Origin of the sequence: Ectopseudomonas alcaliphila (assembly GCF_900101755.1) — a bacterium.
In the GTDB taxonomy this organism is placed as follows: domain Bacteria; phylum Pseudomonadota; class Gammaproteobacteria; order Pseudomonadales; family Pseudomonadaceae; genus Aquipseudomonas; species Aquipseudomonas alcaliphila.
Genome location: NZ_FNAE01000010.1, coordinates 68,242 through 90,132, shown reverse-complemented (window position 1 = coordinate 90,132; position 21,891 = coordinate 68,242). Strand labels below are relative to the sequence as shown.

The window sequence follows — 21,891 nt, the reverse complement described above, 5'->3', positions numbered from 1 at the left end:
TCTATCCAGTGTGCAAGGTGATTTCGTCAGGGGGCGCTGTCCAGGTACTGCTCGAGAGGTGCAGGGGCGAACAGTGGTTCCCGGCTGATCATGCGCACGCCGTCAGGGCCAGTTTCCAGCAAGCGCCGTTCGCTGTGCGCCACGAGCAGGTCGAGACTGTACCCTGATGCGCTCAGGCTGGCAGCGATTTTCCGGATGGCCTGCAGTGCCGCAGGCAGATCGGACTCAAAATGGCCGAGCAATTGATCGTCATGGCGGATGGTGAGGCGGAAGATGGGCATGGATGATTCATCCTCGGATGCAATGCGACCTGATTTCAGGCAGACGAGAGGCGTTCAGACGGCGCAGTAACTGTCGGCCAGCACGATCCGCCCGAAGCTGGCGCCGGTGTTGAGCGGGGTGATGGCCAGCAACCGATCCAGGCGTAGCTCCTGCTGGCCGGTGTCGCCTTGCACCACCAGAAATTCTTCCTTGCTGGCTGTCGTGCGCGTGGTCAGCGCCCTGGCCTCGACGCTCGGACCCTCGAGTCGTTCGATCAGCAAGCGATAGTCATGCATGCAGGCAATTTCCAGGTAGTCGTGCAGGTCGCAATTCAAGGGGCGATACGCGTTCATGGGGTGTCTCCTAGCAGCCTTGCAGAGGAATGATGAAATAGCCTTTGCTGCTGATGGCCGCAGCGACTTCGGGGTGTGCGGGCTCGCTGTGGCAGAACTGGCAGCGGCTTTGTTCGATATCGTCGCCTTGCAGGCCGCGTTCGGCCATCCAGTCCTGGGCGAACTGGTTGGCTCGCCCCTGGTCGTTACCCTCGATCAGTACATCGAAGTGCAGGTAGCGGCCGTCGCGCGTGCGTACGTGGGTATCGAAAACATTCACCTTCATATCGTTTCTCCTCGCTGGGGAGCGAGACGCCGCAGGGCGTCTCGCACGCTCTGGGTTACTTCAGGTCGTCGATGGAGGCGCCGAAGTTCAGGTGCAGCACCTGGCCGTCGACCACCAGTGCGGGGACCGACTTGACCCCGGCCTGTTCGGCTTCCGCCACGCGGGTGGCCTGTTCGCCGAGGTGAACGATCTCCACCTTCACCTCCGGAGCCAGCAGGTTCAACAGGGTCTGTTCGGCCGATACGCAGACGGGGCAACCGGCGTGATAGAAGCGTGCTTGAGTCATGGTCAATCTCCTGTTCGTCAATTTGGTATCGAATCGATACTTAATCACAGGCTACGCTCAAATCGATCTTTGTCAATATGGTATTTAGTCGATACTATGTTTCGACAGGAGTGATACATGACCGACACGACTCTCTTCGATCTGCTCGAAAGACTTTCCAGCCTGACCCGTATCTGGTTTCGCCAGCACCCGCTGCTGGCCGAGTTGCAGCCCATCCAACTCAGTGCGCTGATGTACCTGGCGCGCTGCAATCACTATTCGAATACACCGCTGGGGGTGACCGATTACCTCGGCCTGACCAAGGGCACGGTGTCGCAGTCGCTCAAGGCGCTGGAAGGCAAGGGGCTGATCATCAAGACGCAGGACGCGCGCGATAAGCGCAGCGTGCACCTGGCGCTCACCGAGCCGGCCTGGGCGTTGCTGCAGACGCTGCTGCCGCCGGACTTTCTTGCTGCTGGCGAAGCGCGCCTGGGTGCTCAGGCTGGGCAGTTGAAAACCCTGCTGACCGATCTTCTGCGGGAAATTCAGCGCGACACCGATGTGCCTGGCTTCGGACTCTGTGGTAGCTGCCGTTTTCATCAACAGGTCGATGGCCAGCCGTTCTGCGGCCTGACCCAGGAGCCGCTGCAGCCAGGCGATGCCAAATTGATCTGCCGTGAACATCAGCCCCCGGAGGCCGCATGAACAGCCTGCAACTCGATGCACTGCTGACGGGCCGTGCCCAGCCTTTCACCCGGCCTGGCTCGCGCAGCGGCATTGCCAAGGCGCCACGCCAGGAAGCACTGGCGGTGACCACGCTGGGGCTGGTTGGAGACGAGCAGGGCGACCTGCGGGTGCATGGCGGCGTGGAAAAGGCTATTCATCACTACCCGCGCGAACACTACGCCGCCTGGCTGGCCGAGTTGGGCGAGCATCCACTGCTGACGCAACCCGGTGCTTTCGGCGAAAACTTCAGCACCACGGGCTGGACCGAGGACGATGTCTGCCTGGGCGACCTCATACGTGCGGGGTCAGCCCTGCTGCAGGTTTCCCAGGGGCGCATGCCGTGCTGGAAACTGAGCGATCGCTTCGGCGTTGCTGATCTGGCGTTACGGGTGCAGCAGTCCGGTCGTACGGGTTGGTATTACCGGGTTCTGCAGGAAGGCGTAGTTCGCGTGGGAGACCGGTTGCAGGTGGTGGAGCGCACTCATGTCGATTGGCCGCTCAGGCGTCTTTCGGCGGTGTTGTTCGACAGGCGTGTGGAGCCCGAGCTGTTGCGTGAATGCCTGGCCCTGCCGCTGGTGCCGTCCTGGCGAAGAACCCTGGAGCGACGCCTGGAGAAGGCGGAGGTCGAGGACTGGGCGCCTCGGCTGGAGGGGCAGCCGCATATGGTGAATCCCTGAGCAGCACCTACAAACGAAAAAGGCGAAGCCGCACGGCTTCGCCTTTTGTTTTCCAGCTACCTGCTCAGTGTTTGCGCGGTACCGGCTTGAGCAGTTCGTCCGGCGGCATTTCGCACTGGATCTTGCGGCCGATCAGCGCTTCGATCGGCGGCAGGGCGAAGGCATCGTCTTCGCCGGCGAAGCTGATCGAGGTGCCGCTGGTGCCGGCGCGGCCGGTACGACCGATGCGGTGCACGTAGTCGTCCGGGTCTTCCGGCAGGGTGAAGTTGATCACGTGGCTGATGGCATCGACGTGGATGCCGCGACCGGCGACGTCGGTGGCTACCATGACGCGGATCTTGCCTTCGCGGAAGCCTTCCAGGGCGCGGATACGCTTGTGCTGGGGAATGTCGCCGGACATCTGTACGGCGCTGATGCCGTCGCGGGTCAGGCGCTCTTCGATGCGCCGTACTTCGTCCTTGCGGTTGGCGAATACCATCACCCGCGTCCAGTCGTTCTGGCTGATCAGGTTGTACAGCAGCTTGTATTTGTCCGCCGAGGCCACGGCGTAAACGTGCTGCTCGACGGTATCGCTGGCAACGTTCTCCGGCTCGATCTCGACGATGGCCGGGTTGACCGTCCACTGCTTGGCCAGGTTCATCACGTCGTCGGTGAAGGTGGCGGAGAACAGCAGGGTCTGGCGGTCGCCCTTCATCGGCGTCTGGCGGATGATCTGGCGCACCTGCGGGATGAAGCCCATGTCGAGCATGCGGTCGGCTTCGTCCAGTACCATCACCTCGACCATGTCCAGGTGCACTTCGCCGCGCTGGTTGAAGTCCAGCAGGCGGCCCGGGGTGGCCACGAGGATGTCGCAGAAGCGCGATTCCAGTTGCTTGAGCTGCTTGTCGAAGTCCATGCCGCCGACGAACTGCATGACATTCAGGCCGGTGTACTTGGTCAGTTCGGCAGCGTCCTTGGCGATCTGTACCACCAGTTCGCGGGTCGGCGCGATGATCAGCGCGCGTGGCTCGCCCATGTAGCGCTCTTTCGGCGGCGGGGTCTGCAGCAGCTGGGTGATGATCGAGATGAGGAAGGCCGCAGTCTTGCCGGTGCCGGTCTGGGCGCGGCCGATGGCGTCCTGGCCCTTGAGGGTGTAACCCAGTACCTCAGCCTGAATCGGCGTGCAGTAGGGAAAACCCAGATCATGAATGGCGTGCATCAGCTCGGGAGCGAGCTTGAAGTCATGAAAACGGGTTTTGCCTTCGGCAGGCTCGACCACGAAATCTTCCAGCTTCCAGGTATCTACTGGCTTGGCTGGGCGCTCGCGGCGCGGTTTGTCGGCCTTGGGCGGGCGGGGCTGTTGCTGCGCCGGGCTATCGCCTGCGCTCTCGCTGGCAGTGCGGGCGGGCTTGTTCTTGCGGGGACGCTTCTGCTCTGCGTCACCGCTCTGGGCGGGCGCTGTTACGGGTGACGGCGCTGGTTGTGGCTGCTCGTCTTCGGCTTTGCCGAACATTTTCTTGAGTGCTTTGAGCACGGGCTTCTCATCGACTGGTTAAGGAGTGAACGCCCGCCAGTGTAATGCAAGACGCGGACGGGGCGAAGTGCTTCGCTCGCGTCTGTCAAGAGGACCGTGCGCCCGGCGCCTCATTTCTCCGGCAGGCTGGTCAGCAGCAGGCGCTGTACATTGCCGCCCATGATTGCGGCAATGGCGTCATTATCGAAACCGGCGGTTTGCAGGCCCTCGGTAATTTGCGCCAGGCCGGTGACGTCGAACGGCGTATGCACGGTGCCGTTGAAGTCCGAGCCCAGGGCGACGTGCTCGACGCCGACCTTGTCTGCCGTGTAACGGATGGCTTTGACGATGGCAGCGACCGAGGTGTCGCACACCGCAGTGCTCCAGTAGCCGATGCCGATCACCCCACCCGTGGCGGCGATGGCCTGCAGATGCTTGTCGCTGAGGTTGCGGGTGCCGGCGCAGGTGCCTTCGACCCCGGTGTGCGAGACCAAAACCGGGCGCGTGGCCATCGCCAGTACATCGTCGATCAATGGGCGCGAGGCGTGGGCCAGGTCCACCAGCATGGATTTTTCTTCCAGGCGCGCGATCACCTGGCGCCCCAGCGGGGTCAGGCCGCCTTTTCCCATGCCGTGAGCCGAACCGCCCACTTCGTTATCGAAGAAGTGAGTCAGGCCGGCGATACGAAAGCCCGCCGCGTAGAGTGCATCGATGTTCTCCAGCTGGTTCTCGATAGGCTGCAGGCCCTCGGTGGCGAGCAGGCCTGCCACGCGCTGCGGGTCTTTGTCCCAGGCCTCGATGAAACGGGCCAGGTCCGCGCGGCTGCGGATCAGCACCAGGCGACCTTCGCTGGCGTCGGCCGCGTCCTGCAGCTTCTGCGCCTGGTACAGCGCGCGCTGCAGCAGGCTGCTCCAGGTTTCCCGCGGCCAGCGCTGGGCCATGGCCAGCAGGGTGATGTTGTCGCTATCGGCGGCGTTGCTCTCCATGTTCAGCCCGCGCGGGGTCTTGGTTACGGTGGAGAACACCTGCAGGCCGAGGCGGCCTTCGAGCATGCGCGGTAGATCGGAGTGACCGTAGTCGTAGCGTTTGAGCAGGTCGCGCTCCCAGAGCAGGGCATCGTCGTGCAGGTCGGCGACGAACAACCCCTGGTGCAGCTTCTGTGCGCTGGCGCTGGCCGGATAGGGAGGCGGGCTGGCGACGCTGTTCATCTGTGCGTCGATGACCTGAGGCAGGCCCAGCATGGCGAGAGCGGAGAGGGGAACCAGCAGAAGCAGGGCGATCAGCAGTTTGCGCATGAGGAGCCATCCAGGCGTGTTGTTATGCCGGCACTCTAGCAGGGGGCGGTGCTGGTGGCTCAACCGCAGAGGCAGTTACGCCCTTGTTGCTTGGCCTGATACAGCGCCGCATCGGCACGCGCGATAAGGCTTTGCAGGCTGTCCTGGTGCTGCATCTGCGCCAGGCCGATGGAGATGGTGACGCCGGGCAGAACGCCAACCGGTGAGTAGAAGGAGGCGATCTGCTCCAGGCTGATACGCAGGCGCTCACCGATACCGCGTGCAGCCTCATCGGCGATTTCCGGCAGGAGAATGACGAACTCCTCGCCGCCGAAACGTATCAGGCTGTCCTTGGGCCTCAGCTGGCTGCTCAGGGTATGCGCCACCAGACACAAGGCGTAATCGCCGGCCAGATGACCGTGCTGATCGTTGTAGGCCTTGAAGTGATCGACATCCAGCATCAGCAGCGCCATGGGTTCATCGTTGAAGGCGCAGCGGGTGCTCTCGCGCTCGAACACGTGCTCCAGCCAGCGCCTGTTGAAACAACCGGTGAGGGTGTCGACGTTGGCGTTCTGCTCGCTGTCGAGAATCTGCCGGTTGCCCTTGCGCACGCGGTCGCAGAGCAGTTCCAGCAGGTTCTGCATCATCTGCGGGGATTGCTGAAACAGCGCCACCAGAGACTCGCGATGCAGGCGCAGGACGATGGAGGGGCGTTCGGCGACCACGTAGGCGGAGGGGTGTTCGTTGTCGATGAAGCTGATTTCACCGGCGCAGTCGCCGACTTCGAGGGTGCTGACGGCCTGGTTTTCCAGTGACCCGAGGTAGACGCGTAGCTGGCCCTCGATCAGCAGGTAGAGATGCTGGTTGCGATTGAAGGGGGAGAGCAGTACTTCACCGGCTTCCAGCTCGCAGGCGCGAAACTCCCGCAGCAACTGATCCAGGCTGCTGGTGGCGACATTATGAAATAGTCGCAACTGTTGAACTTGCTGCAGGTCTGCCTGCCAGTGCGCCGGTTTCATTGCAATCTCGTCGGGCCTGACCGGGCGATAAAGGCCGGAGGCACCACCAACGCTCCTTGTTGAATCTACGAAGAATAGCGTTCGACATTATTCCCGGGCTTCAGGCGTGGCAATGCTTGCCTGAAGCTCGGCCGACCAGTGGTTGCACTAAAGTGCGAAGTTGTTAACTGGCGCGCGTCTCGGTGCGCTCTGGATCACGCTGCGAAGTGGATGCGATGGCCTACCGCGTAGCCGGCCAGGCGCTCGCCGATGGCTGCCGCCAATGCCTGATCCTGATTCGGCAGGTGGATGTGGGCCAGTTGACCTGCCTTGTCGTCGCTCAGCACATCGACCCGCACAGCCGGGTGTAACTCACCGATGGCGGCCTGGTAAACACGGGCGATGGCATCGAAGCGCAGCGCTGGTTTGAAGGTCTTGCCCACCGCGGTGAGCGGAATGGCATCGATGATCCAGGCGTCCTTGGGCACTGCGGCGCGCTCGGGAATGTGCGCGGCGGCGTGCTCCAGCAGTTCCGCTTCGCTGACCTGGCTGCCCGGCTTGAGTTGCACGTAGACCACCGGCAGTTCACCGGCCTTTTCATCCGGTTTGCCCACGGCGGCGGCCATGGCCACGGCGGGGTGCTTGTGCAGGGCTTCTTCGATCATTTGCGGGTCGATGTTGTGCCCGCCACGGATGATCAGATCCTTGCTGCGTCCGGTCAGCCAGATATAGCCGTCAGCATCGACGCGACCCAGGTCGCCGGTGTTGAACCAGTCGCCATCGACCCAGATGCCGGCGTTCTTGCTCGCTTGCAGGTAGCCCTTGAACACCGTGGCGCCACGGATGCACAGGTTGCCGATCTCGTTGGGCGCGGCCTGACGCAGATACTGCCCCTGCTCGTCGAGCACCTTGATGCTCACGTCGCAATAGGGCATTGGCAGGCCGATGGAGCCGGGGCGGCGTTCGCCTGCCGGTGGATTGGCGCAGCTGCCGCAGGTGCCCTCGGTCAGGCCGTAACCTTCGATCAGGGTCAGGCCGGTCTTGGCCTCGAACTGGCGGATCAGTTCCACCGGCATCGGCGCGGCGCCGCACAGGGCGTATTTCAGCGAGGACAGGTCATGGCCCTCGCTGGGAATCTGCAGCAGGCCGGCATAGATGGTCGGCACGCCACTGAAGAAGCTGACCTTGTGGCGCGCGATCACCTTCCAGAAGTTACCGATCAGTGTGGTGTTGCGATAACCCTGCGGGGTGGCCAGCAGCACCTCGGCGCCGCCGATGAAGGCCGTAAGCCCGGTAACGATCACGCCGTTGACGTGGAACAGCGGCAGGCCGCAGAGCGTCACGTCACCCTGGCAGAAGCGGGTGACCAGATTCATGCTGTAGGCCATCGCCACTTCATTGCCGTGGCTGTGCGGCGCCAGTTTCGGCGTGCCGGTGGTGCCGCCTGTATGGAAGTAGCTGGCGATGTCGTCGGCGGCGATCACACGGCCGCTTTCCAGGTGGTCGGCGGGGCAGGCGGCGATGGTTTCATCGAAATCCAGCACGCCGTCAGGCAAGGGGCCGCGCTGTGCCTTGAGCGCGCTGCGTTGCGGTTCTGGCAGCAGGTTGGCCATGTCCACACAGAGAATTGCTTTGAGCTCCGGCAACTGATCGCGCAGGGAGTCGACCTTGTCCCACAGCTCGGTACCGGGGAAGGGCGCCAGGGTCACCAGCAGCTCGGAGTCGGATGCGTGGATCAGCTCGGCGATGTGCTCGGGATCGAGCAGTGGATTGATCGCGTTGACGATGCCGGCCGCCTCGCCACCCCAGATGGTGTAGTGGGTCTGGGGCAGGTTGGGCAGCAGGAACGATACCGCCTTGCCCGGACGCAGGCCCAGGCGGTGGAATGCGTTAGCGGTCTGGGTGATCTTGCCGAGCAACTCGGCATAGTTCAGGCGCAGCGGAGTTTCCTCCCCCGTACCCTGGAGAATGAACGACAGCGCCGGTGCATCGGGGCTGGCCTGCGCCGTGCGGCGAATCAGCTCGAAGGTGCTGCTGGGCAGGTCGCGATCACTCAGCGGGGTGCTCTCGATCTGCTCGATATCCTGCAGTGTACGAATGAGGGGCGCTGTGCTCATTTATCGTGCATCTCTTCGGTTCGGTCAGTCGGCCAGTAGTTGGCCCAACCATTGGGCGATATCGCGAATCTCTTCCGGCAGCACCTCGTGCGCCATCGGATAGTCGCGCCATTGCACCGGCACCCCACAGGCGTGCAGGCGGTCATACGCGGCACGCCCCATGTCGGGTGTCACCACGTCGTCGAATTTGCCATGCAAACAAAGCACCGGCAGTTGTCTTTTTGTATCCGCCAGATGCATGTCGTCGCTGAAGGTCGGCGCGTAGGTCGAGAGCGCCAGTACCCCACCGAGGGGTTGCAGATAGCGCACAAAGGCAGTGTGCAGCACCACCGCACCACCCTGGGAGAAGCCCGCCAGGACGATGCGTTCAGGGGCGATGGCGCTCTCTAGCTCTGCTTCGATCAGGGCGATAACCTGGTCGGCGGACTCCTCCAGTTGTGCCTGGTCGATGGCCCGTGCCGGACTCATGGCGAGGATGTCGTACCAGCTCGGCATGCTCCAGCCGCCGTTGATGGTCACCGGGCGGGTGGGCGCTTGCGGCAGGATGAAGCGTGTGGTGGGCAGGCGTTCCTGCAGCATCTCGGCGACCGGCAGGAAATCGTAGCGGTCAGCCCCCAGCCCATGCAGCCAGATCACGCTGGCATCGGCGGATTGTGGGGGCTGCAAAATCATGGGTGCGGTCATTGGTAGCTCCAGTGTGGTGCGGGCGCCTTGTTTTGGGGCGACGCCCTGTTCAAGGCTTGGCTAATCTGTGAATAAGTTGTCGCACGGGTGAAACTTTTGCCCTTGACCCTCGCATATCCGGCAATTTGCCATGTGCTGGTACGGGGCTTGCTATGGCTCATTTGAACTGACGACGCGGTGCGCTAACGGTAACACTGTGCCACTGCGCACCGCTCAACAGGCAGGAATCTGCTGTGTGGGGTTCCTAATAGACCGTCGGGGTGGTTAACCGCCCAGACGGATGACGATCCGTCTCAGGCCCGTTCAACCAATGGGCAGGGTAGGAGCAGTTGGCCAGCAGAGGGTAAAGCCGACTAGACTCCCGCCTTACGTTCGAACTTCTCGTCGATACCGTTGCTGCCAGCGGATCGCGTGCCTCAAAAGGGTGGGGAAGGCGGACGGAGACTCCAACACAACAAGAGCAACTGGAGGTTTTTGATGAAGATGGTGAAATCCACCCTGGCTGTGCTGACCACCGCAGCTGTGCTCGGTGTCAGTGGCTTTGCTCAGGCAGGCGCCACCCTGGATGCAGTGCAGAAGAAAGGCTTCGTGCAGTGCGGTATCAGCGACGGTCTGCCTGGCTTCTCCTACGCCGATGAAAAAGGCAATTACCTGGGGCTCGACGTTGACGTCTGCCGCGCTGTTGCAGCTGCGGTTTTCGGTGACGCCACCAAGGTCAAGTACAGCCCGCTGACCGCCAAGGAGCGCTTCACCGCGCTGCAGTCCGGCGAAGTCGACATCCTGTCGCGTAACACCACCTGGACCAGCTCGCGCGATTCAGGTCTGGGCCTGAACTTCGCTGGCGTGAACTACTACGACGGTCAGGGCTTTCTGGTGAACAAGAAGCTGGGTGTTTCCAGCGCCAAGGAACTGGATGGCGCTACTGTCTGCATCCAGGCCGGTACCACCACCGAGTTGAACCTCTCCGACTACTTCCGTGCCAACGGCATGAAGTACACCCCCATTACCTACGATACCTCCGACGAGAGCGCCAAGTCGGTCGAAGCCGGTCGTTGCGACGTACTGACCTCCGACCAGTCGCAGCTGTACGCACAGCGCATCAAGCTGGCCAACCCGGACGACTACGTGGTGCTGCCGGAAGTCATCTCCAAGGAGCCTCTGGGCCCGGTCGTACGCCAGGGCGATGACGAGTGGTTCAACATCGTGCGCTGGACCCTGTTCGCCATGGTCAACGCCGAGGAACTGGGCGTGACCTCGGCCAACGCCGAAGCCACTGCCAAAGACACCAAGAACCCGGATGTAGCGCGTCTGCTGGGTAGCGAAGGTGAGTTTGGCAAAGACCTCAAGCTGCCGAAGGACTGGGCAGTGCAGATCGTCAAGCAGGTCGGTAACTACGGTGAGTCCTTTGACCGTAACGTCGGTGCCGGCAGCGAGCTGAAGATCGAGCGTGGCCTCAATGCCCTGTGGAACAAAGGTGGTCTGCAATACGCACCGCCAGTGCGTTGATCGTCTGTACGGCGCGCAGCATGGCGCGCCGGTTGTTCTGATGAGGTGAACTCCATGCCCGCGAATGCGGGCATGGAGCTTCCAAGAGGGCTGTTATGCAAACTAGTGCTAATGTCCCGCGCCCGCGAGGTTCGGTCTGGACCGACCCTCAGGTGCGCGCGTGGCTATTCCAGATTATTGCCGTAGTCGCCGTCGTGGCGCTCGGCTGGTTCCTGTACCAGAACACTCAGACCAACCTGGAGCGGCGCGGTATCGTGTCCGGCTTCGGTTTCCTGAGCAACAGTGCGGGCTTCGGCATTGCCCAGCACCTGATCGAGTACACCGAAAGCAATACCTATGGCCGGGTCTTTCTGGTCGGTCTGCTCAATACGCTGCTGGTGTCGTTCATCGGTATCGTGCTGGCGTCCGTTCTTGGTTTCATTATTGGGATTGCCCGCTTGTCGCCGAACTGGCTGATCAGCAAGCTGGCTACCGTTTACATCGAGATTTTCCGCAACATCCCGCCGCTTCTGCAGATTCTCTTCTGGTATTTCGCGGTATTCCTGACCCTGCCTGGCCCACGGCAGAGCCTGGATGTCGGCGAAGTGTTCTTTCTCAACAGTCGCGGTTTGTACATGCCGTCGCCCGGTCCGTCGGAGAGCTTCGGTCTGTTCGCCGTGGTCCTGGTGGCGACCATCGTCGGCATCATTGCCCTGGGACGCTGGGCCAAGAAGCGGCGCGAGGCCACCGGCAAGATCTTCCCGCTGCTGTGGACGTCGCTGGCGATGATCGTCGGTATTCCTGCGCTGACCGTGCTGATCGGTGGTAACCCGCTGGTATGGAGCGTGCCGGAGTTGAGTGGTTTCAACTTCCGCGGCGGCTGGGTGATGATTCCCGAGTTGATGGCGCTCACCCTCGCGTTGACCATCTACACCGCTGCCTTCATCGCCGAGACCGTACGCGCCGGGATCATGGCCGTCAGCCATGGCCAGACCGAGGCCGCGCGTTCGCTGGGGCTGCGCCCGGGCATCACCCTGCGCCTGGTAATCATCCCGCAGGCACTGCGCGTGATCATCCCGCCGCTGACCAGCCAGTACCTCAATCTAGCGAAGAACTCTTCGCTGGCCGCCGGTATCGGTTACCCGGACATGGTGTCGCTGTTCGCCGGTACCGTGCTCAACCAGACCGGCCAGGCCATCGAGGTAATCGCCATCACCATGAGCGTGTACCTGGCGATCAGTATCAGCATTTCCCTGCTGATGAACTGGTACAACAAGCGCATTGCGCTGATCGAGCGGTAAGGAGCAGCCATGCAAACTCATACCTTCAAACCCGACCTGCCGCCGCCGCGCCTGAGCGTCGGCGTGGTGGGCTGGCTCAAGGCCAACCTGTTTTCCGGCTGGTTCAACACTCTGCTGACCCTGTTCGCCGCCTACCTGATCTGGCTGATCGTGCCGCCACTGCTGCAGTGGGCCTTCATCGATGCCAACTGGGTCGGCAGCACTCGCGCCGACTGCACCAAGGAAGGCGCCTGCTGGGTGTTCATCCAGCAGCGTTTTGGCCAGTTCATGTACGGTTTCTATCCCAGTGAACTGCGCTGGCGGGTGGACGCTACCCTGTGGCTGGCCATCATCGGTGCAGCGCCGCTGTTCGTTCCGCAAATGCCGCGCAAGGCGATCTACGGCCTGGCCTTCCTGGCGATCTATCCGGTGATCGCCTGGTGTCTGCTGCACGGCGGTGTGTTTGGCCTGAGCGTGGTTTCCACCAGCCAGTGGGGTGGTCTGATGCTGACCCTGGTGATCGCCGCCGTTGGCATCACCGGTGCTCTGCCGCTGGGTATCCTGTTGGCGCTGGGACGGCGTTCGAACATGCCGGCGATCAAGGTCATCAGCGTTACCTTCATCGAGTTCTGGCGCGGTGTGCCGCTGATCACTGTGCTGTTCATGTCCTCGGTGATGCTGCCGTTGTTCATGCCCGAGGGCATGCACTTCGACAAGCTGATGCGTGCGCTGATCGGGGTGATCCTGTTCCAGTCCGCCTATGTCGCCGAAGTGGTGCGTGGTGGTCTGCAGGCCATTCCCAAGGGGCAGTACGAAGCCGCTGCGGCCATGGGCCTGGGCTACTGGCGGGTGATGGGCCTGGTGATCCTGCCGCAGGCACTCAAACTGGTCATCCCCGGCATCGTCAACACCTTCATTTCGCTGTTCAAGGACACCAGTCTGGTGATCATCATCGGTCTGTTCGACCTGCTCAACAGCATCAAGCAGGCGACCACCGACCCGGCCTGGCTGGGCATGGCCACCGAGGGCTATGTATTCGCCGCTCTGGTTTTCTGGATTTTCTGTTTTGGTATGTCCCGCTACTCCATGCATCTGGAGCGCAAGCTGGACACCGGCCACAAGCGTTAGGAGCTGATCAGTATTTGCTGCGTGTCGGCCAGGCGCTGTTGCAAGCGCCTGGCCCTGGCTCGAAATCCTGAATCAGCCCCTCGAGAGGAGTGAATTATGAGTGAAGCAATCAAGCAACCTAGCGCCGAGCCGATGATCCTGCTGCAGGGCGTGAACAAGTGGTACGGCCAGTTCCACGTGCTCAAGGACATCAACCTCAGCGTGCAGCCGGGCGAGCGTATCGTCCTGTGTGGCCCGTCCGGTTCGGGCAAGTCCACCACCATTCGCTGCATCAACCGTCTGGAGGAACATCAGCAGGGGCGCATCGTCGTCGATGGCACCGAGTTGACCAGCGACCTCAAGCACATCGAGGCGATTCGCCGCGAAGTGGGTATGGTGTTTCAGCACTTCAACCTGTTCCCGCACCTGACCGTGCTGCAGAACTGCACCCTGGCGCCGATGTGGGTGCGCAAGATGCCCAAGCGTCAGGCCGAGGAAGTTGCCATGCATTTCCTCGAGCGCGTGCGTATTCCTGAGCAGGCACACAAGTATCCGGGCCAGCTCTCCGGTGGTCAGCAGCAGCGTGTGGCGATTGCCCGCGCGCTGTGCATGAAGCCGAAGATCATGCTGTTCGACGAGCCGACCTCGGCACTCGACCCGGAAATGGTGAAAGAGGTGCTCGACACCATGATCGGCCTGGCCGAAGACGGCATGACCATGCTCTGCGTGACCCACGAGATGGGTTTTGCCCGTACCGTGGCCAACCGCGTGATCTTCATGGACAAGGGCGAGATCGTGGAGGAGGCCGAGCCGAACGCCTTCTTCACCAACCCGCAGAACGAGCGCACCAAGCTGTTCCTCAGCCAGATCCTGCACTGAGCCGGGATCGCGCCATCGATCAGGGAGCCTTCGGGCTCCCTTTTTCGTTGCTGGGCCTCAACTGCGCCGCATGCGCTTGCGAAAGGCCCCTGGTGTTTCCCCGCACAGCTGCTTGAAGCGCTTGGCGAAGGTCGCGCGGTCGGCAAAGCCGACCTGGCTGGCGATTTGTTCCAGCGACTGCGCCGACTCGGCCAGCGCCTGTTGTGCCAGGCTGATGCGCAGGCGCTGCAGGTAGTCTCCAGGCGTCAGCCCGGTGGCCTGGCGGAAGCGTCGCAGCAAGGTGCGCGCAGAACAGTGTGCCTGCTGGGCAAGGCGATTCAGGTCGATCGCCTCGGCGTGATGCTCGCGCAGCCAGGTCAGCAGCGGGGCAAGGGATTTGTCCTCGCTGTCGGGCAGCAACGGTGCGAATCGGCTCTGCGTACCGCGCTGGCGCTCGATCACCATGGCGCTGGCGACCTGCTGCGCCAGCCATTCGCCGGCATGCAGGGCAATCAGGTGCAGGCACAGATCGAGCCCGGCCTGGGCACCGCCGGAGCAGAACAGTGGGCCATCTTCGGTCAGCAGCAGGTCGCTGCGCAGCTTCACCTGGGGAAAGCGCCGGGCGAAGGCGTCAGCCAGGGCCCAGTGGGTGGTCGCCTGGCGACCATCTAGCAGGCCGGCAGCCGCCAGCAGGAAGGCGCTGCTGCACAGGCTTGCCACCTGTTGCTGGTCGCGCAGGGCAAGCCAGGGCAGCAGTTTGGCGTTGCTCTCCAGGGTGCTGCTGATGGCGCTTCCGGTGGCCGGCACGATCAGCAGATCGGCCTGCTCGGCCAACTCAAGGCCGCCATCGACCAGAATCTGCGCGAACTCCAACTGTACTGGCTGGCCATCGAGGCTGAAGCGCTGCAGCTGAAAGCGGGGCGCGCCCGCCAGGCGATTGGCCAGGCTGAAGGCGTCCTGTGCCATGCTCAGGCTGGAGCAGACGGTTTGCGGGCAGACATAAAGTGCAATACGCAGCATGGCGGTGGCCTGTCATGAGTTTGGCGATTATTGACACAAAGATGTCTTTGGCGCCAATCGCCACGATGGCGGACGAGGCACAAACTAGGCTGCATTCACCCACAAGTCGTAGGATGCGCCGCGCGCACCGCCGCCATCACCAACAAGCCCCCAGGAGCGCCCCATGAGCAGTCATGCCAACGCCGAGTTGATCCAGCGTTTTTACAGCGCCTTCCAGCAGCTCGATGCCGATACCATGGCCGGCTGTTATGCCGAGGACGTGCGCTTCTCTGACCCGGTCTTCGTCGATCTGCGCGGCACGGAGGCGGGCGATATGTGGCGTATGCTGTGCAGCCGCGCCGAAGACTTTTCGCTGACGTTCGACTCGGTGCACGCCGACGATCATGCCGGCAGCGCACGCTGGGTAGCCAGCTACCGTTTCAGCGCCACCGGTCGTCAGGTGGTCAACAATATCCAGGCGCGCTTCGTGTTTCGCGACGGGCTGATCGTCGAGCATCGCGATCACTTCGATCTATGGCGCTGGACGCGTCAGGCACTAGGTGGCAAAGGGCTTCTGCTGGGCTGGGCGCCACCGGTTCAGGCTGCCATTCGTCGACAGGCGGCACGCGGTCTGGCCCAGTTTCGCGGCACGCGCTGAGGCGGGCGAAGGAACGCAGTGGTAGGCTAGCCGGTCTTATCCTTCAATAAAGAGTGCGCACACCGGGTGCCGCACCTCCACTGCCAATCGAGACCTGCCGTGACCGAATTGATCGTTGCCGTAAAACAGGCCAAAGCCTGGGGGGTCCATGCTGTTACCGCCAGCGGCGTGATCCTCGCCCTGCTGGCATTGCTGGCCGTACTCGACGGTCAACCCAAGCAATGCCTGTTGTGGCTCGGCCTGGCGTTGCTGGTCGATGGTCTGGACGGCTCGCTGGCGCGACGTTACGACGTCAAGGGCGTGTTGCCGCATTTCGATGGCTCGACCCTCGACCTGGTGATCGACTACCTCACCTACGTATTCATTCCCGCGATCTTTCTCTACCGCTTCATCCCGCTGCCGGATTACACGCCGCTGTTTGCCGTGGGCCTGATTCTGCTGTCTTCGCTGTTCTGCTTCTGCAACCTGAACATGAAGAGCAAGGACAACTACTTCGTCGGCTTCCCGGCGGCGTGGAACGTGGTCGTGCTGTATTTCTACATCCTCGATGTCCATCCCTGGATCACGCTGGGCATGATCGTGCTGCTGGCCGGCCTGACCCTGACCAAGATGAAATTCCTGCACCCGTTTCGCGTGCGCCAGTTCATGCCGCTGAACATTCTGGTGACCTTCGTCTGGATGCTCTCAAGCGCGCTGCTGATTCTGCAGTACCCGGTCAATCAGTTCTGGCTGCTGGCACTGTGGTGGTTGGCTTCGGCCTACTTCGTCGGCATGTGCCTGTGGCGTTCGGCGCGTGAGTGGTTTCCCGCTCGCGGATGAATGCAGCCGTCGAAAAAGCCTGGTTCGTCTACCTGGTGCGCGCTGCCAATGGCGCGTTGTATTGCGGTATCAGCGACGATCCGCAGCGACGTTTCGCCCAGCACCAGAGTGGCAAGGGCGCCCGTTTCTTCCATACCAGCCCCGCGCTGGCGCTGGCCTACGTCGAAGCCTGCGCCGGCAAGGGCGATGCGCTGCGTCGTGAACGCGCGATCAAGCGCCTGAGCAAAAGCGCCAAAGAGGCGCTCATTCTGGCCGTTGATGGCGGTTCATCAGCCTGAGGCGGTTGCGTGCCCCGGCTGCGCGGGTAAGCTGAGGGCTTTCGATCCGACGCGGAGCGCGCCATGCATGAGTTGATCCTTCATCACTATCCGACCTCGCCGTTCGCCGAGAAGGCCCGCCTGATGCTGGGCTTCAAGCAACTGTCCTGGCGTTCGGTGATGATCCCGCCACTGATGCCAAAGCCCGATCTCACCGCGTTGACCGGCGGCTACCGCAAGACCCCGGTGCTGCAGGTTGGCGCCGACATCTACTGCGATACCGCGCTGATCGCTCGTCGCCTGGAAGCCGAGAAGGCAACCCCGGCGCTGCTGCCCGAAGGCCAGGAGTTCAATGTCAGCCTGCTGGCGCAGTGGGCAGACTCGGTGCTGTTCCAGCATGCCGTGGCCCTGGTGTTCCAGCCCGAGTCCATGGCGCTGCGCTTCGCCAAGGCGCCGCCGGAGTTCGCCAAGGCCTTCGCCGCCGACCGTGGTGCGCTGTTTTCCGGGGGGACGGCGAGCCGTCTGCCGCTGGAGCAGGCCAAGCATCAATGGCCGGCACTGATGGGCGCATTGCAACGCCAGCTGCAGCGCGAGCAGGGCGATTTCCTCTTCGGTGAACCGTCGCTCGCCGATTTTTCCGTGGCCCATTGCCTGTGGTTCCTGCGTGGCACGCCGGTTACCTCGCCGCTGGTCGACGATTACCCTGAGGTCGCTGCCTGGCTCGGTCGTGTGCTCGGCTTCGGCCATGGCTCGTTGAGCGAGATGAGCGGCGAGCAGGCGATCGCCGTGGCGCGTGAGGCGAGCCCGGCAGCGCTGCCGGACGAGGCTTTCGTCGACCCCAATGGCTTCCAGGCTGGCCAGCAGGTGAGCATTGCTGCAGTGGACTATGGCGTCGACCCGGTGCAGGGCGAGCTGCTCCACGCCGGGCGTGACGAACTGATTCTGCGTCGTGAGGATGAGCGCGCTGGTGTCGTGCACGTGCACTTCCCGCGGCTGGGTTTCCGTATCGAGGCGCGTTGAGGCCTGCTGCGCCGCCTGTCAGTAGGCGGCGCGGATGGCGCGTACGTCGTAGCCGTGAATGACCTGCCCGCGCAGGTCGATCACCGGCACGCCGCGGCCGCCGAGTGCCTGGTACTGGGCGCGGCCGGCGCTGTCCTTTTCTATATCGACTTCGCGATAGGCGATACCGTCCTCGGCGAACAGCTCGCGAGCCTTGGCGCAGTAACCACACCATTGAGTGGCGTAGAGCACCACCTCGCCGCTGGCGTTGCCCGCCTGGGGTGGGTCGATCCAGCGCTCGATCTTGTCCCAGTTCTGCCACAGGGCCAGGGCGGCGAGAATCAGCAGAATCGTTTTCATCTTTTCGCGTCCTTGTGTGATGGCGCGGTCATCTCAGGGTAAACCGCGCCAGGTCATACCGCCATATCAGCCCGTGGCTCGTAGGGTGGGCGTAGGGTGGGCTTCAGCCCACCAGAACGATCTTGGCCCATCTGTTCTATTTCGGTGGGCTAAAGCGGATCGCCGCCCGGCCCACCCTACAAATGTATCAATCCTGACGGCGCTTGAGCTGATCCTTCAACTGGGTCGGCAGCTGACGAATGATCAGCATGTCGCGACCCTCGTCATACTCGACCTTCGAGCCCAGCAGGTGCGCCTCGAAGCTGATCGACAGGCCCTCGGCACGCCCGGTGAAGCGCTGGAACTGGCTCAGGGTACGTTTGTCCGCCGGAAATTCCGGGGCCATGCCGTAGTCCTTGTTGCGGATGTGCTCATAGAAGGCCTTGGGCCGCTCTTCGTCGATCAGGCCGGACAGTTCTTCCAGGGTGATCGGCTCGCCCATCTTGGCCTGGCCGGTGGCGTAGCCGACCAGGGTCTTGGTCTTCTCACGGGCCTGCTCTTCGGGCAGATCCTCGCTTTCCACGTAATCGCTGAAAGCCTTGAGCAGGGTGCGGGTCTCGCCCGGGCCGTCGACGCCTTCCTGGCAGCCGATGAAGTCGCGGAAGTAGTCCGAGACCTTCTTGCCGTTCTTGCCCTTGATGAAGGAGATGTACTGCTTGGACTGCTTGTTGTTCTGCCACTCGCTGATGTTGATGCGCGCGGCCAGATGCAGCTGGCTCAGATCGAGGTGCTTGGCTGGGGTCACGTCCAGCGCGTCGGTCACCGCCACGCCTTCGCTGTGGTGCAGCAGGGCAATGGCCAGGTAGTCGGTCATGCCTTGCTGGTAATGGGCCAGCAACACGTGGCCACCAGTGGAGAGGTTGGACTCTTCCATCAGCTTTTGCAGGTGTTCGACGGCCTGGCGGCTGAAGGCAGTGAAATCCTGCTCGCCGTCGAGATAAGCCTTGAGCCAACCGCTGAACGGGTAGGCGCCGGACTCTTCGTGGAACAGACCCCAGGCCTTGCCCTGCTTGGCGTTGTAGCTCTCGTTGAGGTCGGCCAACAGGTTCTCCATGGCTTGCGACGTGGCCAGCTCGCTGTCGCGGGCGTGCAGCACGGCGGGGCTGCCGTCGGGTTTCTTGTCGATCAGGTGGACGATGCAGTGGCGGATCGGCATGGGGCTTCGGTCTTTGGCGGGTTCGCGATGGGGGTTGGCCGCGCAGCCGGGCGAGTGAGTGCTCAGGCCAGCGGCGCAGCGGCATGGGCAAAGTCTACCTGACATCGTCATGAGATGCCGACGGGCGCAGCGGCAGGATAAGTCTTTGCTGGCTAATTGCCGGTATCTGCAGTGATAGAGCTCTATTTTCTACAAAAAAGCACGATTCTCGATTCGCGCGATGGCGTAACTCGGTCTAGCGTTTTTCACGTCCACACGACGTAGTAAAGGGACGCACTGCGGTGACGCCACAAGCGTTGCCGCCTTTCTCGATCTCCAGATATGGATTGGAGGATTACATGCGCAACAAGACCAATAATCGCCGTCTACTGGGCGCCGCCTTGCTGGCGGCCATTTCCGGGCAGGCCACTGCGGCCAAGGGGCTCGACGTCACCGAACTGTTCGATCAGTTCTGGAGCCCCACCCGGCTCGGGCCGGCGGAGTGCCGCTCCGCTGTGCTGAGTGCTACGCCGCTGTTGCTGCCTCGCTGCATGCAGGCGGCCAACAGCATGACCCACCTGCAGATGTTCAATGACATCGCCCTGGCCAACGGTGGCAACCGCGCCGCCGGCCTGTCCGGTTACGAGCGCTCGCTCGACTATGTGCAGGCGACGCTGGAAAGTGCCGGCTACAAGGTCACCCGTCAGGCATTCCCGTTCAGCGCGTTCTACCCACAGGGACCCGGCGTGCTGCAGAGCCTGGCGCCGACCCCGGCGCAGTTCGAGTGGGAGGTGGACTTCACCTACCTGTCGCAGACCGATGCCGGCGATGTCAGCGCACCGGTGGCGGCGGTGGACGTTGCCCTGGGCGAGGGCAACCAGTCCAGCAGCGGCTGCGAGGCCGAGGATTTCGCCGGTTTCCCGGCTGGCTCCATTGCCCTGCTGCAGCGCGGGACCTGCAACTTCCAGATCAAGGCCGAGAACGCTGCCGCTGCTGGCGCAGTGGGTGTGGTGATCTTCAACCAGGGCGACAGCGAGGACCGCAAGGGCCTGCTCAACGCGACCCTGGGCGATGCCTATGCCGGTGGCATTCCGGTGCTGTTCACCACCTATGACGTGGGCGTGAGCCTGGCGCAGACGGCCGAGCAGCAGGTGCGCATGGTCACCGACGTGGTGCGTGAGCGGACCCAGACCCACAACCTGGTGGCCGAGAGCAAGCGCGGCAACGCGGGCAACGTGGTGATGCTCGGCGCGCATCTGGATTCGGTGTTCGAGGGGGCCGGTATCAACGACAACGGTTCGGGCAGCGCCGCGCTGCTGGAGCTGGCCGTGCAGATGGCCAAGGCCAAGCCGAAGAACAAGCTGCGTTTTGCCTGGTGGGGCGCCGAAGAGTCGGGGCTGGTGGGCTCGACCTTCTACGTCAATCAGCTGCCCGACGAGGAGAAGGCCAAGATCAAGGCGTACCTCAATTTCGACATGATCGCCTCGCCGAACTTCGCCTACTTCGTCTATGACGGCGACGGCTCGGACTTCGGCCTGCAGGGCCCGCCCGGTTCGGCCGCGATCGAGCGTCTGTTCGGCGAGTACTACCGCCTGCGCGGTCTGCCGTTCGAGGGTGACGAGATCAGCTTCCGTTCCGACTATGCGCAGTTCTTCACCGATGGCATCGCCTTCGGCGGGCTGTTCACCGGGGCCGAGGTGGTCAAGTCCGAAGAGCAGGCCAGCCGTTATGGTGGTACTGCGGGCGAGGCCTTCGATCCGTGCTACCACGAAGCCTGCGATGACCTGAACAACGTCGATCTGCGCGCGCTGGAGGTCAATGGCGATGCCATGGCCTTCGTCGCCAGTTGGCTGGCGCTGTCGACCAAGATCGTCGATGACGAGATCGCCGCGTCCAGGGATTCGCGCACGATGATGCGCAGCGCCCAAACCTACGAAATCACCCACTGGGGCAAGCACTGGGTCAAATAGCCTCGTGTGCTGTGCGCACCCCTGCCGGTGCGCATGGCGCGCCCATGAAAAAGCCCGCGAATGCATCGCGGGCTTTTTCATGGTTCTTCGCATAGTTTGGAGAAAGTGCGGGTTGACACCGGACTGGCAATTACGTGTGAGCTGTCGATGACTTGGCACTCTCCATTAGCACGCCGCCTGGTCTTATGGGTTTCGCCCCTTACGGGCGACTCACTTTCTTTGCTTGTGCAAAGAAAGTAAGCAAAGAAACACACCCCTACATACGGCCCCGGCTGCGCCGGGGTTCCCTCGTTCCATCACCGTTCCAGGGGCACGCCGTGAGGGGCCATCCCTGGCCCATCACGGCTCTCGCGGCATCCATGCCGCTCAACCCATTCCACGGCGATTCCACTCGGCCTCCTGAAGGGGATTTGGGCGTCGTCTGTGAGATCGCGCTTCAAGAGCAAAAACCAAACGCTACCGACTTTGATCTTCCGGAGATTTCGCAAGCTCGCGCCCCGGTCCCGTCAGGAGGCCGAGTAGAGGTGCTGTGTAGGGGAGCGAGCCGCATGGATGCGGCGAGAGGCTTAATGGGCCAGGGATGGCCCATGTAAGCCGGCCCCCGGAGCAGCACCGGAGCGAGGAAACGCAGCGAAGCGGAGTAACAGCCGCAGGCTGGCCCGTAGGGTGAGCAAAGCGAATCAAGTTTCGCGCAGCGAAACCCGGATGTCGGGGTGCCCTTCTTTGGCACACCTTTCTTGGGCAAGCATAGAAACGTAGCGAAGCGCAGTAACAGCCGCAGGCTGGCCCGAAGGGTGAGCAAAGCGAATCAAG

Annotated in this window: 23 protein-coding genes; 11 read left to right on the top strand and 12 right to left on the bottom strand. The window is 62.7% G+C overall.

Annotated features, from left to right (window positions below):
• Positions 1-26 precede the first annotated feature (26 nt).
• Genes BLR77_RS22495 through BLR77_RS22480 form a run of 4 tightly spaced genes read right to left on the bottom strand, consistent with a single transcriptional unit; the run spans position 27 to position 1,165 of the window.
• Positions 27-281: a cytoplasmic protein gene (locus tag BLR77_RS22495; RefSeq protein WP_074682063.1), complete on the bottom strand. Its 255-nt coding sequence runs from the start codon at positions 279-281 to the stop codon at positions 27-29.
• A 54-nt stretch (positions 282-335) separates the two neighbouring features.
• Positions 336-614 (bottom strand): Rho-binding antiterminator, encoded by a 279-nt coding sequence (locus BLR77_RS22490; RefSeq protein ID WP_074682061.1) that lies wholly within the window; start codon positions 612-614, stop codon positions 336-338.
• 10 nt (positions 615-624) lie between these two features.
• A complete protein-coding gene (locus BLR77_RS22485) occupies positions 625-879 on the bottom strand; it encodes a DUF2024 family protein (protein WP_017675261.1) in 255 nt (84 codons plus the stop codon).
• 55 nt (positions 880-934) lie between these two features.
• Entirely contained in the window at positions 935-1,165 is a 231-nt protein-coding gene (locus BLR77_RS22480) for a thioredoxin family protein (RefSeq protein ID WP_017675260.1), read from the bottom strand.
• 117 nt (positions 1,166-1,282) lie between these two features.
• Here BLR77_RS22480 and BLR77_RS22475 point away from each other — a divergent pair, with 117 nt between their 5' ends.
• Both BLR77_RS22475 and BLR77_RS22470 read left to right on the top strand, forming a co-directional pair.
• Positions 1,283-1,849, top strand: coding sequence for a MarR family winged helix-turn-helix transcriptional regulator (locus tag BLR77_RS22475; protein ID WP_074682059.1), 567 nt, complete (start codon positions 1,283-1,285; stop codon positions 1,847-1,849).
• Complete coding sequence (locus BLR77_RS22470) at positions 1,846-2,547, top strand: MOSC domain-containing protein (RefSeq protein ID WP_074682057.1); 702 nt, start codon at positions 1,846-1,848, stop codon at positions 2,545-2,547. Before BLR77_RS22475 ends, BLR77_RS22470 begins: the two co-directional genes overlap by 4 nt.
• Before the next feature lie 64 nt (positions 2,548-2,611).
• Here the strand turns inward: BLR77_RS22470 and rhlB are convergent, their stop codons facing one another.
• The 5 genes from rhlB to BLR77_RS22445 all read right to left on the bottom strand — a co-directional run bounded on the left by rhlB (position 2,612) and on the right by BLR77_RS22445 (position 9,112).
• Positions 2,612-4,060, bottom strand: coding sequence for an ATP-dependent RNA helicase RhlB (gene rhlB, locus BLR77_RS22465; protein ID WP_074682055.1), 1,449 nt, complete (start codon positions 4,058-4,060; stop codon positions 2,612-2,614).
• Between the two features lie 110 nt (positions 4,061-4,170).
• Positions 4,171-5,334, bottom strand: coding sequence for a dipeptidase (locus tag BLR77_RS22460; RefSeq protein WP_074682053.1), 1,164 nt, complete (start codon positions 5,332-5,334; stop codon positions 4,171-4,173).
• A gap of 59 nt (positions 5,335-5,393) precedes the next feature.
• Positions 5,394-6,332 carry a GGDEF domain-containing protein gene (locus BLR77_RS22455; protein WP_074682051.1) on the bottom strand — a complete coding sequence of 313 codons (939 nt, stop codon included), beginning with the start codon at positions 6,330-6,332 and terminating at the stop codon, positions 5,394-5,396.
• Positions 6,333-6,526: 194 nt separating this feature from the next.
• Positions 6,527-8,428, bottom strand: coding sequence for an acyl-CoA synthetase (locus tag BLR77_RS22450; protein WP_074682049.1), 1,902 nt, complete (start codon positions 8,426-8,428; stop codon positions 6,527-6,529).
• 24 nt (positions 8,429-8,452) lie between these two features.
• Positions 8,453-9,112 (bottom strand): alpha/beta hydrolase, encoded by a 660-nt coding sequence (locus tag BLR77_RS22445; protein WP_074682047.1) that lies wholly within the window; start codon positions 9,110-9,112, stop codon positions 8,453-8,455.
• A 477-nt stretch (positions 9,113-9,589) separates the two neighbouring features.
• Here BLR77_RS22445 and BLR77_RS22440 point away from each other — a divergent pair, with 477 nt between their 5' ends.
• The 4 genes from BLR77_RS22440 (at position 9,590) to BLR77_RS22425 (ending at position 13,863) form a co-directional block, all read left to right on the top strand.
• Positions 9,590-10,618 carry an amino acid ABC transporter substrate-binding protein gene (locus BLR77_RS22440; RefSeq protein ID WP_074682045.1) on the top strand — a complete coding sequence of 343 codons (1,029 nt, stop codon included), beginning with the start codon at positions 9,590-9,592 and terminating at the stop codon, positions 10,616-10,618.
• 95 nt (positions 10,619-10,713) lie between these two features.
• Positions 10,714-11,898 (top strand): amino acid ABC transporter permease, encoded by a 1,185-nt coding sequence (locus BLR77_RS22435; protein ID WP_174578090.1) that lies wholly within the window; start codon positions 10,714-10,716, stop codon positions 11,896-11,898.
• Between the two features lie 9 nt (positions 11,899-11,907).
• Positions 11,908-13,005 (top strand): amino acid ABC transporter permease, encoded by a 1,098-nt coding sequence (locus BLR77_RS22430; RefSeq protein ID WP_074682041.1) that lies wholly within the window; start codon positions 11,908-11,910, stop codon positions 13,003-13,005.
• A 96-nt stretch (positions 13,006-13,101) separates the two neighbouring features.
• Positions 13,102-13,863 carry an amino acid ABC transporter ATP-binding protein gene (locus BLR77_RS22425; protein WP_074682039.1) on the top strand — a complete coding sequence of 254 codons (762 nt, stop codon included), beginning with the start codon at positions 13,102-13,104 and terminating at the stop codon, positions 13,861-13,863.
• A 57-nt stretch (positions 13,864-13,920) separates the two neighbouring features.
• Here BLR77_RS22425 and BLR77_RS22420 read toward each other — a convergent pair whose 3' ends face one another.
• Positions 13,921-14,862: a GlxA family transcriptional regulator gene (locus BLR77_RS22420; protein ID WP_074682037.1), complete on the bottom strand. Its 942-nt coding sequence runs from the start codon at positions 14,860-14,862 to the stop codon at positions 13,921-13,923.
• A gap of 163 nt (positions 14,863-15,025) precedes the next feature.
• On the opposite strand from BLR77_RS22420, the gene BLR77_RS22415 reads away from it, so the two are divergent.
• The 4 genes from BLR77_RS22415 (at position 15,026) to BLR77_RS22400 (ending at position 17,595) form a co-directional block, all read left to right on the top strand.
• Entirely contained in the window at positions 15,026-15,499 is a 474-nt protein-coding gene (locus BLR77_RS22415) for a nuclear transport factor 2 family protein (protein ID WP_074682035.1), read from the top strand.
• Between the two features lie 99 nt (positions 15,500-15,598).
• Positions 15,599-16,318 carry a phosphatidylcholine synthase gene (gene pcsA / locus BLR77_RS22410; protein WP_074682033.1) on the top strand — a complete coding sequence of 240 codons (720 nt, stop codon included), beginning with the start codon at positions 15,599-15,601 and terminating at the stop codon, positions 16,316-16,318.
• The gene (locus BLR77_RS22405) at positions 16,315-16,596 is read left to right on the top strand and encodes a GIY-YIG nuclease family protein (RefSeq protein WP_013716902.1); all 282 of its coding nucleotides are present in this window, start codon (positions 16,315-16,317) and stop codon (positions 16,594-16,596) included. Before pcsA ends, BLR77_RS22405 begins: the two co-directional genes overlap by 4 nt.
• 63 nt (positions 16,597-16,659) lie before the next feature.
• Positions 16,660-17,595, top strand: coding sequence for a glutathione S-transferase family protein (locus BLR77_RS22400; RefSeq protein WP_074682031.1), 936 nt, complete (start codon positions 16,660-16,662; stop codon positions 17,593-17,595).
• An 18-nt stretch (positions 17,596-17,613) separates the two neighbouring features.
• Here the strand turns inward: BLR77_RS22400 and BLR77_RS22395 are convergent, their stop codons facing one another.
• Both BLR77_RS22395 and yejK read right to left on the bottom strand, forming a co-directional pair.
• Positions 17,614-17,934 (bottom strand): glutaredoxin family protein, encoded by a 321-nt coding sequence (locus tag BLR77_RS22395; RefSeq protein ID WP_074682029.1) that lies wholly within the window; start codon positions 17,932-17,934, stop codon positions 17,614-17,616.
• A gap of 187 nt (positions 17,935-18,121) precedes the next feature.
• Complete coding sequence (gene yejK, locus BLR77_RS22390; protein ID WP_074682027.1) at positions 18,122-19,129, bottom strand: nucleoid-associated protein YejK; 1,008 nt, start codon at positions 19,127-19,129, stop codon at positions 18,122-18,124.
• 338 nt (positions 19,130-19,467) lie between these two features.
• On the opposite strand from yejK, the gene BLR77_RS22385 reads away from it, so the two are divergent.
• Entirely contained in the window at positions 19,468-21,078 is a 1,611-nt protein-coding gene (locus tag BLR77_RS22385) for a M28 family metallopeptidase (RefSeq protein ID WP_074682026.1), read from the top strand.
• The last annotated feature ends 813 nt before the right edge of the window (positions 21,079-21,891 follow it).

Bases quoted from the DNA above. Each gene is read 5' to 3' on its own strand.
- BLR77_RS22495 (WP_074682063.1), bottom strand. From the start codon at position 281: ATGCCCATCTTCCGCCTCACCATCCGCCATGACGATCAATTGCTCGGC.
- BLR77_RS22490 (WP_074682061.1), bottom strand. From the start codon at position 614: ATGAACGCGTATCGCCCCTTGAATTGCGACCTGCACGACTACCTGGAA.
- BLR77_RS22485 (WP_017675261.1), bottom strand. From the start codon at position 879: ATGAAGGTGAATGTTTTCGATACCCACGTACGCACGCGCGACGGCCGC.
- BLR77_RS22480 (WP_017675260.1), bottom strand. From the start codon at position 1,165: ATGACTCAAGCACGCTTCTATCACGCCGGTTGCCCCGTCTGCGTATCG.
- BLR77_RS22475 (WP_074682059.1), top strand. From the start codon at position 1,283: ATGACCGACACGACTCTCTTCGATCTGCTCGAAAGACTTTCCAGCCTG.
- BLR77_RS22470 (WP_074682057.1), top strand. From the start codon at position 1,846: ATGAACAGCCTGCAACTCGATGCACTGCTGACGGGCCGTGCCCAGCCT.
- BLR77_RS22460 (WP_074682053.1), bottom strand. From the start codon at position 5,334: ATGCGCAAACTGCTGATCGCCCTGCTTCTGCTGGTTCCCCTCTCCGCT.
- BLR77_RS22455 (WP_074682051.1), bottom strand. From the start codon at position 6,332: ATGAAACCGGCGCACTGGCAGGCAGACCTGCAGCAAGTTCAACAGTTG.
- BLR77_RS22450 (WP_074682049.1), bottom strand. From the start codon at position 8,428: ATGAGCACAGCGCCCCTCATTCGTACACTGCAGGATATCGAGCAGATC.
- BLR77_RS22445 (WP_074682047.1), bottom strand. From the start codon at position 9,112: ATGACCGCACCCATGATTTTGCAGCCCCCACAATCCGCCGATGCCAGC.
- BLR77_RS22440 (WP_074682045.1), top strand. From the start codon at position 9,590: ATGAAGATGGTGAAATCCACCCTGGCTGTGCTGACCACCGCAGCTGTG.
- BLR77_RS22435 (WP_174578090.1), top strand. From the start codon at position 10,714: ATGCAAACTAGTGCTAATGTCCCGCGCCCGCGAGGTTCGGTCTGGACC.
- BLR77_RS22430 (WP_074682041.1), top strand. From the start codon at position 11,908: ATGCAAACTCATACCTTCAAACCCGACCTGCCGCCGCCGCGCCTGAGC.
- BLR77_RS22425 (WP_074682039.1), top strand. From the start codon at position 13,102: ATGAGTGAAGCAATCAAGCAACCTAGCGCCGAGCCGATGATCCTGCTG.
- BLR77_RS22420 (WP_074682037.1), bottom strand. From the start codon at position 14,862: ATGCTGCGTATTGCACTTTATGTCTGCCCGCAAACCGTCTGCTCCAGC.
- BLR77_RS22415 (WP_074682035.1), top strand. From the start codon at position 15,026: ATGAGCAGTCATGCCAACGCCGAGTTGATCCAGCGTTTTTACAGCGCC.
- BLR77_RS22405 (WP_013716902.1), top strand. From the start codon at position 16,315: ATGAATGCAGCCGTCGAAAAAGCCTGGTTCGTCTACCTGGTGCGCGCT.
- BLR77_RS22400 (WP_074682031.1), top strand. From the start codon at position 16,660: ATGCATGAGTTGATCCTTCATCACTATCCGACCTCGCCGTTCGCCGAG.
- BLR77_RS22395 (WP_074682029.1), bottom strand. From the start codon at position 17,934: ATGAAAACGATTCTGCTGATTCTCGCCGCCCTGGCCCTGTGGCAGAAC.
- yejK (WP_074682027.1), bottom strand. From the start codon at position 19,129: ATGCCGATCCGCCACTGCATCGTCCACCTGATCGACAAGAAACCCGAC.
- BLR77_RS22385 (WP_074682026.1), top strand. From the start codon at position 19,468: ATGCGCAACAAGACCAATAATCGCCGTCTACTGGGCGCCGCCTTGCTG.